Here is a 13,240-nt window from a genome sequence, read left to right on the forward strand (position 1 = left end):
CTTACCTCGCCCCGCCTGCGGGGAGAGGTCGGATTGCATCGCCAGATGCGATCCGGGTGAGGGGGTACAGGTCTCTCGACGTTCGCAACTCGCGGAGGGAAGCCCCTCACCCCAACCCTCTCCCCGCAAGAGCGGGGCGAGGGAGCCCAGGCAGTGTGCCGTTACTTCTTCTCGTTGGCGCGCTCGATGCCTTCGAGGATCAGCTTGCGGGCTTCGTCGGCGTCGCCCCAGCGCAGCACCTTCACCCACTTGCCCTTCTCGAGGTCCTTGTAGTGCTCGAAGAAGTGCTGGATCTGCTGCAGCGTGATGTCGGGCAGGTCGTTGTAGTTCTGCACCTTGTCGTAGCGCTGGGTCAGCTTCGATGACGGCACCGCGATGATCTTCTCGTCACCGCCGGCCTCGTCCTCCATCAGCAGCACGCCGACCACGCGGACGCTCATCACGGCACCCGGCACGATCGCGCGGGTGTTGACGATCAGCACGTCGCAGGGATCGCCGTCGCCCGATAGCGTGTGCGGGATGAAGCCGTAATTGCCGGGATAGCGCATCGGCGTGTAGAGGAAGCGGTCCACCACCAGCGTGCCGGCCTCCTTGTCCATTTCGTACTTGATGGGCTCGCCGCCGACAGCAACCTCGATGATGACATTGACGTCGTGGGGCGGATTTTTTCCGATCGATATGGCGTCGATACGCATGGATTGCTCCGCGTGGCCTTTGGAAGTTGAGGACGGTGTGATTTTTATTGGCGCCGCCGGGCCGCGAAACAACCTCGGGCCCGGCCGTAAGGCCGGGCTGGCCGTCGCGTGCAACGCTCAGGCTGGTTTAGCCTTGCTGCAGCTGCGAGAGAAGCAGGATTTTCAGTTGGTCCAGGCGAAAGCGACCTTGTCGAGCGATTTTGGCCCGAACCGCTCCGAGGAGCGCGCCACCATCCGGCCGCCCAGCGCACGGTAAAATTCGGTCGCCGGCTCGTTGTCGGAGAGCGCCCAGATCACCATGCTCTTGAGGCCGCTCTGCAGGAGGTCGCGGCGGGCGGAGGCGAACAGGCGCCGGCCGAAGCCGAGGCCCTGGAATTCCGGCCGCAGATAGAGCTCGTAGATCTCGCCTTCGAAGTGCAGGCTGCGGGCGCGGTTGCGGCCGTAATTGGCGTAGCCCGCGATCCTGTCGCCGAACACCAGCACGCTGACGCGGCTGCCCTTGCGGATCGCGCTATCCCACCACTGCGGGCCACGGCGATTGATCAGCTTTTCGAGTTCGGCGCCGGGGATGATTCCCTGATACGCCGAGCGCCAGGCTTCGTCGTGGGTAGACGCCACCGCAGCCGCGTCTGCAGCTTTGGCCGGCCGGACCTCGATTAGCGTTGTGCTCATGGATGTAATCAAAGCAAGTCGGAGCGCCGCCTTCAAGGTCCATCGTTAATTATCGGTTAACGTGTGGATTTTTTGCATCACTGTCATGAATGCTTGTACCGAAAGAGGACACTCGCCGGGCTGAAGCGACCAATCGCCGATCCGGTGCTGTGCAAAAGCGTGGATAGCCAGCGCTCTATGACAATGCCGCAGGCCAGAAAAAAACCCACCCGGATTTGATTCGCTGGCGGATTTTTGCGAGCGAATCCAACCGTGCCGCGGGTGCATCGATCCTTCCGCACCTGCGCCGCCACAGTGGATTTTCGCGCCCGTCCGGCCTATGGCAGCGGCGGTATCTGTGCGCGCCGAAACCGGCCTGATCACGAGCGGACCGAGATGACGCTCTACTTCCTGATCAAATATCTGCATGTGCTCGGCGCCATCGTGATCCTCGGCACCGGGACCGGGATCGCCTTCTTCATGCTGGCGGCGCATCGCACGCATGATGCGGCTTTCATCGCACGCACGGCGACGATCGTCGTGATCGCAGACATGATCTTCACGCTGAGCGCCGTGCTGCAGCCGGTGAGCGGCGGACTGCTGATGATGCTGTCGGCAACGAGCCTTACCGAGCGCTGGCTGTTGGTTTCGCTCGCATTCTACGCGCTGGCCGGTGTGTTCTGGGTTCCCGTCATCTTCATGCAGAGGGAGATGCGCGACCTCGCGCAAGCGGCGGCCGACAAGGGCCACCCGCTGCCGCCGCGCTACTTTGCGCTGTTTCGCCGCTGGTTCCTGTTCGGGATTCCCGGCTTCGGATCGGTGATGATCATCCTCTGGCTGATGATTGCAAAGCCATTTTAGGACTCCCATGAGTGACGGCGCATCACACAACATGCTCGTGCTCGGCGCCTCCGGCCTGATCGGGCGCTACGTCACCGACGATCTGCGGGCGCGCGGCTTTCACGTGATCGGGATCGCGCGTCACTTCACGCCTGCACAAAAGATGAGCGCCGCCGACCTCGAGCTGCCTGTCATGTCGATGGATGCTGCGGCGCTGGCGCAGCTGCTTCGCACCCATGAGGCCGACGTCGTCGTGAATTGCCTCGGCGTGTTGCAGGACGGCCCGGGTAGCGACACGCGCGCGGTGCATCGCGACTTCGTGGCGCGGCTGCTGCAGGCGATCAGCGACAGCCACCGCGCCATCCGTCTCGTCCATATCTCGATTCCCGGCGCGGCCAATGAGGACCGCACCGCCTTCAGCACCACCAAGCGCGAGGCCGAACGGCTGATCGCGGCGTCCGGCATCGCCTACGCGATCCTGCGTCCCGGCTTCGTCATTGCGCCTTCGGCCTATGGCGGCAGCGCCATGCTGCGCGCGCTGGCGGCGCTGCCGGTCGATCTGCCGGCCAACGAGGCCGCGACCGCGTTCCAGTCCGTCGCAGTCGAGGATATCGCCGCGACCATTGCCTGGCTTGCGGCGCACGATGTCGGCGATGAGCGGGTGCGCGCGGTGACGTGGGACCTGATGCAGAAGCAGCCAATCTCGCTCGGCGGCGTCATCGCCCAGTTTCGCTGGTCGTTCGGCACAGCGAAAGATTTTCGTGTTCCGACGCCGCCCTTCCTGATCGATCTCGGCGCCCGCCTCGGCGATCTCGCAAGCCGCCTCGGCTGGATGCCGCCGCTGCGCTCCAATGCGATCGCCGAATTGCGCCGTGGCGTCACTGGCGATCCCACGGCCTGGATGGCAGCGACCGGTATCGTGCCGAAGACCATCGCGAAAGCCGTCGGCGGCCGCCCCGCGACCATTCAGGACAAATGGTTCGCGCGGCTGTTCCTGATCAAGGCGCTGATCTTCGCAAGCCTCGTGCTGTTCTGGGTGGCGTCCGGCTTCATCGCGCTGGTGATCTCCTATGACGCCGCGGCGGGCATCTTGCGCGCACACCATTTCGCGCCCGCTCTGGTCGGGCCGGTGACGGTGCTGACCAGCCTGATGGACATGAGCATCGGTGTGCTGATCGCGATCCGCCGCACCGCGGCGTTCGGTCTTGTTGCCGGCATCATCGCTTCGCTCGGCTACATGACGGGATCGGCGATCCTGACCCCCGATCTCTGGATCGAGCCGCTCGGCGCGCTGGTGAAGACCGGGCCTGCGATCGTGCTGATGCTGGTCGCACTCTTGATCCTGGATAACCGATAGCGTTTTCGAGCGATGTGGGAACCGGTTCGCGTGAAGAAAATGCGTCGAAGGAAATCAAGATGAGTAGTTGGCCCGACGACGACGTGATCCTCTACGACGGCGTCTGCATCTTCTGCTCGCGCTGGGTCCGCTTCGTCATCGCCCGCGACACCGCGCGCCGCTTCCGCTTCACGCCGATCCAGTCGGACTATGGCACGCGGCTGGCAAAGACATTTGGCATCGACCCCGAGGACCCCGACACCAACGCCGTGGTCCATGGCGGCATCGCCTGGATGAAGTCGGACGCCGCGTTGACGGTGCTGAGCCATCTCCCCGGCTGGGGCTGGACCCGCGCGCTGTTCGCGGTCCCAAAGCCGCTGCGCGACGCGGTCTACAGCCTCATCGCCCGCAACCGCTACAAGATACTCGGGAAGTACGAGACGTGCTTTGTGCCGGATGCTGATATGCAGGCGAGGGTGCTGGAGTAGAAGTGTTCAATCACGCCTGTCGAACGAAGCTTCATACGATAGGGGTTCGAGCGATACCAACTTCTCGAGCGGCGGTGCCAATTCGAACATCTTTGGGGCCTTCAAAAAATCATACAAGCGGCAAATTCGAAATTCTTTGGGTCGCTCTCTTGAGAATGAAAGCTCATTGCGGGTCACATAGAAGGGCGCGGTTTGTGAACCGACCGTAGTCTTCACTTCCAGAAATCTCTCTTTGCCTTGCGCGTCGAACGACAAGACATCGTAGCCTGCACCATCGCCATCCTCCATCGAAACCCACCTCACCTTCTTAGCAAGGTCAGATCGATCGAGCGCTCGGAGCCGCTGTTGTTCAAAATGAAAGACGATCTGCTCACCATCGTGGCCTAACTTCCGATTCAGAAGGTCACGTTCGGCAGGATTGAATTTTCGGATGAGGCGCTGAGCCGCACTAGGACGGGGCGGCTTAATCACTAGCCCAGGCGGTGGCTCTACGAAGAGCTGCGGCCGCTCTCCGATCTCTTTCGAGAGCAACTGCTCCGGATGAAGGACCGCGGGATGATTGATAATGTACCGTTCCACTGCGCCTATAATCGATTTTTGAAAATGGGCTCTGGGCTTGTACCCGTTGATCCAAGGGATTTCGAGTAACTGAAGGACCGCCGAAATGTTGTGGTGTTTGAATTCGATGGAGCTGTTGCTTCGGTTGATTTGACCGATCAACGTCTGTCGATGTCGGGTCTTGTCGTACGGCGCATGACGCATTTCATCGCTGAGCATTGAGAAGTAGTCAGCGACGATGAGGTCGAGCTCCTCATCCGTCCAATTCTTGCGCTCTCCCGCGGCCATGCCCGAAAAATGGACTAATCCGGGAGTGGCGTCCAGTCTCCGTCAGGTCTTCGGGCTAGCCGCACCCACCACTTCCTTCGCCGCCCGCTCGCCTGAGTCCCGCGCGCCATGGGCGGTCGAGAAGAAATGCGGTGACGTCGCCTCTCCAGCGAAGAACAGCCGGCCGTCGACTGGGGTGGCCAGCACGGCGCGTTTGTCGGCGTGGCCGGGCAGCGCGTGCGAGTAGGAGCCGCGGGCGAACGGGTCGTTCGCCCAGCGCGATTCGCTGAGCGGCTTCAGCTTGCGGCGGAAATCGTTGCCGAGGAAGGAGACGATCTCGTCGATGCTGTGGGCGGCGATGGCGCCGTCGCCGGCATCTTCCAGCTGTCGCGCAAAACGTCCGCCGAAGAAGCCCTCGATGCAGGGCTGGCCGAACGGGCGGATGTGATAGGTGCCCATCTCGGTGCGCATGGTGGCGCCGCGCAGATTGCCCTCTTTCGGCAGCGCCTCGGGCTCGGCGAGCGCCAGCGTCACCTTGTCGGCGAGGCCGAGCGGCAAAGCGCGCGCGGCATCGCGCTTGTCGGGCAGCGCAGGCGAAAAGCGGATTGTCTCATCGGCAATCAGATTGGTCGGTACGGTGACGATCACTCTGTCCGCTTCCAAGGTGCCGCGCGAGGTCTCGATGCGGACGCGCGGGCCTGCGTGGTCGATCAGCTTGACGATGCAGTTCAGCGCGACCGGCACCTGGGCGCCATAGGCCGCGACCAGCGCGCCATAGCCGCGCCGCACCCGCCAATTGACGTTGCTGTCCTGGTAGGCGTCGAAGTCGAGGATCGAGAGCTGGTCGAGCTCGCAGCCATTCACATAGGTCGAGATCGCATCGATCATCGGGTTCCAGCGATTGCCGGGCTGGAGATAGCGATCGGCGGAGCCGTCCTTGCCGCCCTGTGCGGCCTGCTCGATGCGGTCGTAGAATTCGTCGAGCGCAAGCATGAACGCGTCGCGCTCGGCCTGCGGGAACGCCTTGCCATAGGCGCGCTCGCGCCACGGCGGCAGGTCCTTGTTGAGTTCGAAGTCGAGCTGTTGGGCGATGCCGATAAAGCTGTTCTGGTCGGCCGAATGCAGCCAGCCGCAGCCGACGTCGAACACCACGTCCGGCGCGGCCTGGATGGTATGGGCGCGGCCGCCGAGGCGGTCGCGGGCTTCCAGCACGATGGTGGAGAGGCCGGAATCCTTCAGCGCATGCGCGGCGCCGAGGCCGGCCGCGCCGGCGCCGATGATGGCGACATCGATCGTGGAGGGAGGCGAACTCATGCCCCGGCTCTAGCACGTCCGCCGCCGGGCCTGAAGCCGCCACATGCATGACTGTCATCACCCGCGAATGCGGGTGACGACAGTACTTCAGAGGCAGCGATGATTGAGCCGACAGGCCGCGGCGTACTGGGTGCCCCGGTCAAGCCGGGGCACGACAGAAAGGTCTAAGCGACGGCTTCCTTGGCTTTCTCGGCGCGCTTGCGGTCGTTCGGATCGAGATGCTTCTTGCGCAGCCGGATCGACTTCGGCGTCACCTCGACGAGCTCGTCGTCCTCGATATAGGCGAGCGCCTTTTCCAGGGTCATCCGGATCGGCGGCGTCAGGCGCACCGCTTCGTCCTTCGAGGTGGTGCGGATGTTGGTGAGCTGCTTGCCCTTCAGCACGTTGATCTCGAGGTCGTTGTCGCGGGTGTGCTCGCCGACGATCATGCCCTTGTAGACCTTCCAGCCCGGCTCGATCATCATCGGGCCGCGGTCTTCCAGCTTGAACATCGCGTAGGCCACCGCTTCGCCCTGGTCGTTGGAGATCAGGACGCCGTTGCGGCGACCCTGGATCTCGCCCTTGTAGGCGGCATAGCCGTGGAAGATGCGGTTCATGATCGCGGTGCCGCGGGTGTCGGTGAGCAGTTCGCCCTGGTAGCCGATCAGGCCGCGGGTCGGCGCGTAGAACACCAGCCGCAGGCGATTGCCGCCGGACGGGCGCATCTCGATCATCTCGGCCTTGCGCTCGCTCATCTTCTGCACGACGACGCCGGAATGCTCCTCGTCGACGTCGATCACGACCTCCTCGATCGGCTCCTGCCAGGCGCCGGTCGCCTCGTCCTTCTGCAGCACGACGCGCGGGCGCGACACCGAGAGCTCAAAGCCCTCGCGGCGCATGGTCTCGATCAGGATCGCGAGCTGCAATTCGCCGCGGCCGGAGACTTCCATGGAGTCCTTGTCGGAGGCCTCGACGACGCGCAGCGCGACATTGCCCTCGGCCTCGCGCAGCAGGCGGTCGCGGATCATGCGCGAGGTCACCTTGTCGCCTTCGGTGCCGGCGAGCGGCGAGTTGTTGACGATGAACGACATCGACACCGTCGGCGGATCAATCGGCTGCGCCGGCAGCGGCGTCTCGACCGTGGGATCGCAGAAGGTGTCGGCGACGGTGCCCTTGGTGAGGCCCGCGATCGCGACGATGTCGCCGGCCTCGGCTTCCTCGAGCGGGGTGCGCTCGAGGCCGCGGAAGGCGAGGATCTTGGTCAGGCGGCCGGTCTCGATCTGCTTGCCGTCGGCCGACAGCACCTTGACCTGCTGGTTCGGCTTGATCGAGCCGGAGGAGATGCGGCCGGTGATGATGCGGCCGAGATAGGGGTTGGCCTCGAGGATGGTGCCGATCATCCGGAACGGACCTTCCTCGACCTTCGGCGGCTCGACATGGCGCACGATCAGGTCGAACAGCGGCTGCATGCCGAGGTCCTTCGGACCCTCCGGGCTCTCTGCCATCCAGCCCTGCTTGGCCGACCCATAAAGAATCGGGAAGTCGAGCTGCTCCTCGCTGGCGTCGAGCGCGGCGAACAGATCGAACACCTCGTTGATGACCTCGGTCGGGCGCGCGTCGGGACGGTCGACCTTGTTGATGACGACGATAGGCTTCAGCCCGATCTTGAGCGCCTTCGAGACCACGAACTTGGTCTGCGGCAGCGGGCCCTCGGCGGCATCGACCAGCACCAGCGCGCCGTCCACCATGTTGAGGATGCGCTCGACCTCACCGCCGAAATCGGCGTGGCCGGGGGTGTCGACGATGTTGACGCGGATGTCCTTCCACTGCACCGAGGCGGCCTTGGCCAGGATGGTGATGCCGCGCTCGCGCTCCAGATCGTTGGAGTCCATGGCGCGTTCGGTGACCTTCTGGTTTTCGCGGAAGGTGCCGGATTGCTGCAGCAGGCGGTCGACAAGGGTGGTCTTGCCGTGGTCGACGTGGGCGATAATGGCGACGTTGCGAAGGTTCATGGCTCTTCTTCTGGTCGTGCAATGGTCAGATGCGCGATCTCGCCGAACCAATTTGGCCGGCCGCTCGCTCACGTGGCCCTACCGGGCCCGGATCACGCTCATACCCAAGAAATTTGACGGGGACGCATCACCCCAAAAAGGAAGCCCGGTCAGAGGACCGGGCACCTTGCGCGTTGCGGCGCAATATAGTCAGAAATCGCCAAAAAACAACGGTTTATTGGCCGTTTGGGAGCCTGATTTTGGTCCCGAAGGCGGGTTTTGAGGGACTTTTCGGCATTGATTCGGCCATGTTACCGGGTAAGCGTAAACACGATCAGCCCAAGTCCGCCAAGCGCCACCAGCAACCCGAACGAGGTCAGGGGTCGCTGCCGGATCCGGCGCCGTATTTGACGTTGAGGATGGCGCACAGGACGCCCGGGATCAGCAAGATCCCCCCCACGACAAGCATGAAAGCGGTGGCGCAGCCGTTGCGTTGCCGCGGTTCGGGCGGTCGGCTCGGTGGGGTCTGGTCGAAATTGTTGATCACTGTCGACCTCTAGCTCCCCTTGATCGCGGCGCGGATCAGCATCACGCCGGCGAAGCCGACCGCGAGCCCGAGCAAAGCCAGGAAGAGGAGCCCGGGATCGGGGCTCGCCGAGGTGAAGGCGCCGACCCCGAACAGCACCGCGCAGAGCCCCGGCAGCAGCAGCGCCACGCCAAACAGCGCCATGAATGCGGTCGCGCAGCCGCCGCGCTGCGGAGGGAGCCGTGGAGGCAGCGAGGGTGGAGGCGATCCGTCGGGCATGATGGGCCGGCTCTCGTCGCTCATCGTGGCACCTCCTCGGTCTGCCGTGCTTCGCGATAAGTCTGGCCGGCCAGGCTCGCGCGGATGCCGTCGATCTTTCCGTCGCGGTAGAACAGATTGTAGGTGTCGAACGGGATGATCGCGCCGCTCTCGGTGACGAAGTGGATGCAGCTGCGCTTGACGTTGCCGACGCAGAAATTGAAGCGATCGAGAAACTGCACGATGGTGACGCGGAAGACGTTCTCGTAAGTCAGGCCCTCCGGCACCTCGAAGCTCGGCAGGCAGCACAGCAATTCGCAGATCCGCTCGCTTGTGTTCAGCGGCCCCGACGACAGCGAGAACAGGTCGACGAACTTTTCCCGCAGCACCGGATATTTTTCCGGGCTGATCGTGTTGGGCATGACAGCGACGAGCTGCTCCTGCGGGATCAGCGAGGTCAGCGGCAGCACCTTGTCGCCATTGCGCAGGCCGTAGCCGATCGAGATGCTCTCGGGATTGCACGGCAGCGGGATCATGTCCTTGTCGCCGAATACTCCGGTCTCGACCACGCGCTGGCGGATCTCCGACAGCATGATGCGGTCGGTGTCCTTGTTGAAATGCTCGTTGCGGCCGGCGTCCTGCACCGGCTGCAGCGTGACGCCGCGCACGCACTTCCAGGAGAGTGCATGGCGGACGATGTCGCCGATCTCGGCATCGTTGACGCCGCGCTTGATGGTGGCGACCAGCGTGGTCGAGACGCCCTCGCGCTCGAGGTTCTCCAGCGCCTGCTGGCGAATCTTGCGCAAATCCGCGCCGCGCAAATTGACCAGCGCGTCGCGCTTGAGCGAATCGAACTGCAGATAGACCTCCAGCCCGCGCCTGTTCTCGGCAAGCTTCGCCACGAAATCCGGCTCGCGCGCGATCCTGAGGCCGTTGGTGTTGATCATGACGTGGCGGATCGGGCGGGCGCGTACCGCATCCAGAATGGCGAAGAAGTCTGGATGCAGCGTCGGCTCGCCGCCGGAGATCTGCACGAGATCGGGCTCGCCCTCGCTCGCCACCAGCGCGTCGAGCATCTTCTCGATCTTTGCCAGCGGCGTGAAGCTTGAGCGTGCCGGCGAGGAATCCGCAAAGCACACCGGGCAGGTCAGGTTGCAGTGCTCGGTGATCTCGATCAGCGCCAGGCAGGAATGCTGCTCGTGGTCCGGGCACAGTCCGCAATCATAGGGGCAGCCGAATTCGGTGTGGCGCTGGAAGGCGAGCGGCCGGTCGCCGGGCTTGATGAAATCCTTGCACAGCCGCCAATAGGCGGAATCGGTCGAGACCAGCGTCGACTGCACGCCGTGCTGCTTGCACCGCTTCTCGTACCAGACCTCGTTGCCGAGGATCTGGATCTTGGTCGGCACCAGGGTCAGGCAGGTCTCGCAAAGCGATTGGGTCTGGCCCCAGAAGATGTAAGGGCGAGACTTACGCAGCGGCGCGTTCATGCTTCAAGCTCACATTTGGGGCCGTCGCCAGCATGATTGCGGCATAGACCATGACAAACAGCGACAGCAGGTGGAACAGCGAGAGCGGCCCGATCAGCGCGCCATAGGGCTTGATGAACTCCCAGACGAAGCGCTGCAGCCCGTAATAGAACAGCACGAGGTAGAATCCATTGGTGATAACAGCGGCGTTGCGGTTCAACACCATCACGACATAGAAGGCGGCGAACGCCGCCATCGCCAGGCTCTCATAGAGCTGCACCGGATGGCGCAGCACGCCGTCGCCGAAATCGTGGCCCCAGGGCAACGTGGTCGGCGTGCCGTAGGTGAAGTCCTCGAGCCCCGCGAAGTAGCAGCCGAGCCGGCCGACCGCGACGCCGACCGCGAGCGGCAGCGCGAACCGCGCCCCGGTGCGCAGCGAGATCCCATGCAGCCATTTATAGAGCTCGATCGCGACGATGCCGCCGGCCAGCGCGCCCTCGACCGAGCGGGCGATGCCCGGCATGCCTGAGAACCACAGGTTCAGCGTGCCGAAAATGTAGGCACCGATACCGGCGCCGAACACCAGCGCGGCGATATAGGAGAGCTCGAAGGATTGCGCCGACGGCAGCTTTCGTTGGTGCTTGCGCTGACTTTTCCGCATCGTCATGGCCGGGACAAGCCCGGGCATGACGAGCTACAAAAAGCCTCGAATTTGTGGTGCGAAGTCAGCCGTCCGCAGCGGACTTAGTTCGCCGGGTTGTCCTCGCTCGGATAGACCCCGCGCAGCACTTCCTCGAAATGATCCTTCACCGCCTCGTTGCACAGGCAGGAGCGCTGCCGCAGCGTGTCCGGGTCGCGGATCACGATCGCGCCGCGGCGGGTCTCCAGCACGCCTTCCGCCTTGAAGTTCTGGATCACCCGGCTGGTGTAGCTGCGGCCGACGCCGAGCAAGGTCGAGAGCTGCTCATGGGTGAGCGGCACCACGCCGTTGCCGTTGGTGCGCTCGATCGCCGAGATGATCCATTTCGCGGCGCGTTGCTCGATCGAGTGAATCGCATTGCAGGCGGTCGACTGGAAGATCTGCGCCAGCATGCAGTCGGCATAGCGCGCGAAGATGTTGCGCACCGAGATCGACTTCAGCTTGGCGGCGTCGAGTCTGCTGACCGGCAGCCGCACAAATGGCCCGCCGAACTTGACGGTGATGCGGGTATAGGCCGGCAGGAAGCCCTGGCTGACGATGCCGCCGACCGCGCCCTCGCGGCCGACCAGGATGGTCTCGACATCGCGCCCGTCCTCATTGGGCACCATGTAGGACGCAAGACTCGGTCCGCATGGGAAATGCGCGATCTGAACGTCGTCGCCGGGATTGTACAGCAGATCGCCGGCCGCCGCTTCGACCAGCGCAAGATGCGGCGCGATCAGCTCGTAGTCCGCGGCGTTCAGCCGGCGCAAGAGATTGTTGAACGGCCGGTCACTTGTCCCGGCCAACTCGGTCCGTTTGGCAATCATTGGAAAATCCTGCAAACCCAACGCGGACCATAACCAGAAAGTTCCTGGACTTATGTTCACTAGGAGCTTGTCTGGATAGTCGCTGTTCAAATCTGGTCGGGTCTGATTCAACATTGGGCGATGAGCAAGTATTTTCGGCCTTGGAACATCGATCAGACGCTGCTTCTGCCGCCGAATGTGCAGGACTTCGTGCCGAAAGGCCATGTCTCGCGGTTTATGGTTGATCTGGTGCGGGAGAGCCTCGATCTCAGGGAGATCATGGGCAGCTATGTGAGCGGGCTTGGGCAGCCGCCGTTTGATCCGCGGATGATGGTGGCGCTGCTGCTGCATAGCTATGCGAGTGGGCTGTATTCGTCGCGTCGGATTGCCAAGGCCTGCCGGGAGCGGAACGATTTTGTGATGATCGTGGCGCTGGATGCGCCGGATTTTCGGACGATCAGCGACTTTCGCAAGCGACATTTGAAGGCGCTCGGCGCGCTATTCGTGCAGGTTCTGAAGTTGTGCGAGACGGCCGGGCTGGTCAAGCTCGGTCATGTCGCGCTGGATGGTACGAAGATCAAGGCGAACGCGTCGAAACACAAGGCGATGAGTTATGAGCGCATGAAGAAGCGCGAGGCGGAATTGAAGGCCGAGGTCGCTCGCATGCTGGCGGCCGCCGAGGCGGCGGATGCCTCGGAGGATGAGACTTTCGGCAACAGCGACGAACTGCCGGACTGGACCGTCGACAAGCAGAAACGGCTGGCGAAGATCCAGCAAGCGATGGCGGCGCTGGAAGCGGACGCCAAACTGGCGGCGGAGGAAGAGCGCCGCATCGAGGCCGAAAAGGAACAGCAGCGCCAGGCCGAAGGCCGCAAGAAGCCGGGCAAACCGGCGGCGCTGCCATCGGAGGAACCCAATCCCAAGGCGCAACGCAACTTCACCGATCCGGAAAGCCGCATCATGAAGTCGAAGGATGGCTTCGTTCAGGCCTATAATGCCCAGGCGGCCGTCGATGCACATGCCCAGATCATTGTCGCGCAAGAACTGACCCAGCACGGCCTCGATCAGGGCCAGTTGGTGCCCCTGATCGAGGCCATCGAGAGCAATCTTGGCCGCAAGCCGCGGCAGGCCTCAGCGGATTCCGGCTACTGCAGCGAAGCCAATCTCGAAGCGCTCGACACACGCAGCATCGATGGCTATGTCGCGCCCGGACGCGCCAAGCACCCGACAGTAGCGAACGGAAAAGTCGGCGGCCCGCTGACACAGGCCATGCGAAAGAAGATCGACGATGGCGGCTTCAGAGCTGGCTCCGCAAATTCGGACAGTAGCTTGAGTGGATTTTCTGCCTGACAGCGGCGAGGATTCTTGCCGCGAATCAGGAGC

The 13,240-nt window shown here is 63.4% G+C and carries 15 protein-coding genes; 4 read left to right on the forward strand and 11 right to left on the reverse strand.

The window, feature by feature from the left end; translation table 11 throughout:
• Positions 1-161: 161 nt before the first annotated feature.
• The 3 genes from ppa to HAP54_RS12935 all read right to left on the reverse strand — a co-directional run bounded on the left by ppa (position 162) and on the right by HAP54_RS12935 (position 1,850).
• Entirely contained in the window at positions 162-695 is a 534-nt protein-coding gene (gene ppa / locus HAP54_RS12925; RefSeq protein WP_029081215.1) for an inorganic diphosphatase, read from the reverse strand.
• A gap of 162 nt (positions 696-857) precedes the next feature.
• Positions 858-1,367: a GNAT family N-acetyltransferase gene (locus tag HAP54_RS12930; protein ID WP_166213193.1), complete on the reverse strand. Its 510-nt coding sequence runs from the start codon at positions 1,365-1,367 to the stop codon at positions 858-860.
• A 45-nt stretch (positions 1,368-1,412) separates the two neighbouring features.
• Positions 1,413-1,850 carry a hypothetical protein gene (locus HAP54_RS12935; RefSeq protein ID WP_166293473.1) on the reverse strand — a complete coding sequence of 146 codons (438 nt, stop codon included), beginning with the start codon at positions 1,848-1,850 and terminating at the stop codon, positions 1,413-1,415.
• On the opposite strand from HAP54_RS12935, the gene HAP54_RS12940 reads away from it, so the two are divergent.
• Genes HAP54_RS12940 through HAP54_RS12950 form a run of 3 tightly spaced genes read left to right on the forward strand, consistent with a single transcriptional unit; the run spans position 1,743 to position 4,010 of the window.
• Complete coding sequence (locus tag HAP54_RS12940) at positions 1,743-2,207, forward strand: DUF2269 family protein (protein WP_166307799.1); 465 nt, start codon at positions 1,743-1,745, stop codon at positions 2,205-2,207. The genes HAP54_RS12935 and HAP54_RS12940 overlap by 108 nt on opposite strands.
• Before the next feature lie 7 nt (positions 2,208-2,214).
• The gene (locus HAP54_RS12945) at positions 2,215-3,543 is read left to right on the forward strand and encodes an SDR family oxidoreductase (protein ID WP_166300441.1); all 1,329 of its coding nucleotides are present in this window, start codon (positions 2,215-2,217) and stop codon (positions 3,541-3,543) included.
• 59 nt (positions 3,544-3,602) lie between these two features.
• Complete coding sequence (locus tag HAP54_RS12950; RefSeq protein WP_166300443.1) at positions 3,603-4,010, forward strand: thiol-disulfide oxidoreductase DCC family protein; 408 nt, start codon at positions 3,603-3,605, stop codon at positions 4,008-4,010.
• A 6-nt stretch (positions 4,011-4,016) separates the two neighbouring features.
• Here the strand turns inward: HAP54_RS12950 and HAP54_RS12955 are convergent, their stop codons facing one another.
• The 8 genes from HAP54_RS12955 to HAP54_RS12990 all read right to left on the reverse strand — a co-directional run bounded on the left by HAP54_RS12955 (position 4,017) and on the right by HAP54_RS12990 (position 11,878).
• Entirely contained in the window at positions 4,017-4,856 is an 840-nt protein-coding gene (locus tag HAP54_RS12955) for a DUF3883 domain-containing protein (RefSeq protein WP_166300444.1), read from the reverse strand.
• A gap of 42 nt (positions 4,857-4,898) precedes the next feature.
• Positions 4,899-6,149: a flavin monoamine oxidase family protein gene (locus tag HAP54_RS12960; RefSeq protein ID WP_166300446.1), complete on the reverse strand. Its 1,251-nt coding sequence runs from the start codon at positions 6,147-6,149 to the stop codon at positions 4,899-4,901.
• A gap of 164 nt (positions 6,150-6,313) precedes the next feature.
• Positions 6,314-8,140 (reverse strand): translational GTPase TypA, encoded by a 1,827-nt coding sequence (gene typA / locus HAP54_RS12965; RefSeq protein WP_166300448.1) that lies wholly within the window; start codon positions 8,138-8,140, stop codon positions 6,314-6,316.
• A gap of 355 nt (positions 8,141-8,495) precedes the next feature.
• Complete coding sequence (locus HAP54_RS12970; RefSeq protein WP_166293475.1) at positions 8,496-8,666, reverse strand: hypothetical protein; 171 nt, start codon at positions 8,664-8,666, stop codon at positions 8,496-8,498.
• A 9-nt stretch (positions 8,667-8,675) separates the two neighbouring features.
• On the reverse strand, positions 8,676-8,948 hold the full coding sequence (locus HAP54_RS12975; RefSeq protein WP_224741276.1) for a hypothetical protein: 273 nt from the start codon (positions 8,946-8,948) through the stop codon (positions 8,676-8,678).
• Entirely contained in the window at positions 8,945-10,390 is a 1,446-nt protein-coding gene (locus HAP54_RS12980) for a radical SAM protein (RefSeq protein WP_166300450.1), read from the reverse strand. Before HAP54_RS12980 ends, HAP54_RS12975 begins: the two co-directional genes overlap by 4 nt.
• Positions 10,371-11,036: a prolipoprotein diacylglyceryl transferase gene (locus tag HAP54_RS12985; protein ID WP_224741938.1), complete on the reverse strand. Its 666-nt coding sequence runs from the start codon at positions 11,034-11,036 to the stop codon at positions 10,371-10,373. Before HAP54_RS12985 ends, HAP54_RS12980 begins: the two co-directional genes overlap by 20 nt.
• 77 nt (positions 11,037-11,113) lie before the next feature.
• Positions 11,114-11,878 (reverse strand): Crp/Fnr family transcriptional regulator, encoded by a 765-nt coding sequence (locus HAP54_RS12990; protein WP_166300452.1) that lies wholly within the window; start codon positions 11,876-11,878, stop codon positions 11,114-11,116.
• A 120-nt stretch (positions 11,879-11,998) separates the two neighbouring features.
• On the opposite strand from HAP54_RS12990, the gene HAP54_RS12995 reads away from it, so the two are divergent.
• On the forward strand, positions 11,999-13,207 hold the full coding sequence (locus tag HAP54_RS12995; RefSeq protein ID WP_166300454.1) for an IS1182 family transposase: 1,209 nt from the start codon (positions 11,999-12,001) through the stop codon (positions 13,205-13,207).
• Positions 13,208-13,240: the final 33 nt, after the last annotated feature.

This window comes from Bradyrhizobium sp. 2S1, assembly GCF_011516625.5.
GTDB classification, from domain to species: Bacteria; Pseudomonadota; Alphaproteobacteria; order Rhizobiales; family Xanthobacteraceae; genus Bradyrhizobium; species Bradyrhizobium septentrionale.

Bases quoted from the DNA above. Each gene is read 5' to 3' on its own strand.
- ppa (WP_029081215.1), bottom strand. From the start codon at position 695: ATGCGTATCGACGCCATATCGATCGGAAAAAATCCGCCCCACGACGTC.
- HAP54_RS12930 (WP_166213193.1), bottom strand. From the start codon at position 1,367: ATGAGCACAACGCTAATCGAGGTCCGGCCGGCCAAAGCTGCAGACGCG.
- HAP54_RS12940 (WP_166307799.1), top strand. From the start codon at position 1,743: ATGACGCTCTACTTCCTGATCAAATATCTGCATGTGCTCGGCGCCATC.
- HAP54_RS12935 (WP_166293473.1), bottom strand. From the start codon at position 1,850: ATGCGTGCGATGCGCCGCCAGCATGAAGAAGGCGATCCCGGTCCCGGT.
- HAP54_RS12945 (WP_166300441.1), top strand. From the start codon at position 2,215: ATGAGTGACGGCGCATCACACAACATGCTCGTGCTCGGCGCCTCCGGC.
- HAP54_RS12950 (WP_166300443.1), top strand. From the start codon at position 3,603: ATGAGTAGTTGGCCCGACGACGACGTGATCCTCTACGACGGCGTCTGC.
- HAP54_RS12955 (WP_166300444.1), bottom strand. From the start codon at position 4,856: ATGGCCGCGGGAGAGCGCAAGAATTGGACGGATGAGGAGCTCGACCTC.
- HAP54_RS12960 (WP_166300446.1), bottom strand. From the start codon at position 6,149: ATGAGTTCGCCTCCCTCCACGATCGATGTCGCCATCATCGGCGCCGGC.
- typA (WP_166300448.1), bottom strand. From the start codon at position 8,140: ATGAACCTTCGCAACGTCGCCATTATCGCCCACGTCGACCACGGCAAG.
- HAP54_RS12975 (WP_224741276.1), bottom strand. From the start codon at position 8,948: ATGAGCGACGAGAGCCGGCCCATCATGCCCGACGGATCGCCTCCACCC.
- HAP54_RS12980 (WP_166300450.1), bottom strand. From the start codon at position 10,390: ATGAACGCGCCGCTGCGTAAGTCTCGCCCTTACATCTTCTGGGGCCAG.
- HAP54_RS12985 (WP_224741938.1), bottom strand. From the start codon at position 11,036: ATGACGATGCGGAAAAGTCAGCGCAAGCACCAACGAAAGCTGCCGTCG.
- HAP54_RS12990 (WP_166300452.1), bottom strand. From the start codon at position 11,878: ATGATTGCCAAACGGACCGAGTTGGCCGGGACAAGTGACCGGCCGTTC.
- HAP54_RS12995 (WP_166300454.1), top strand. From the start codon at position 11,999: ATGAGCAAGTATTTTCGGCCTTGGAACATCGATCAGACGCTGCTTCTG.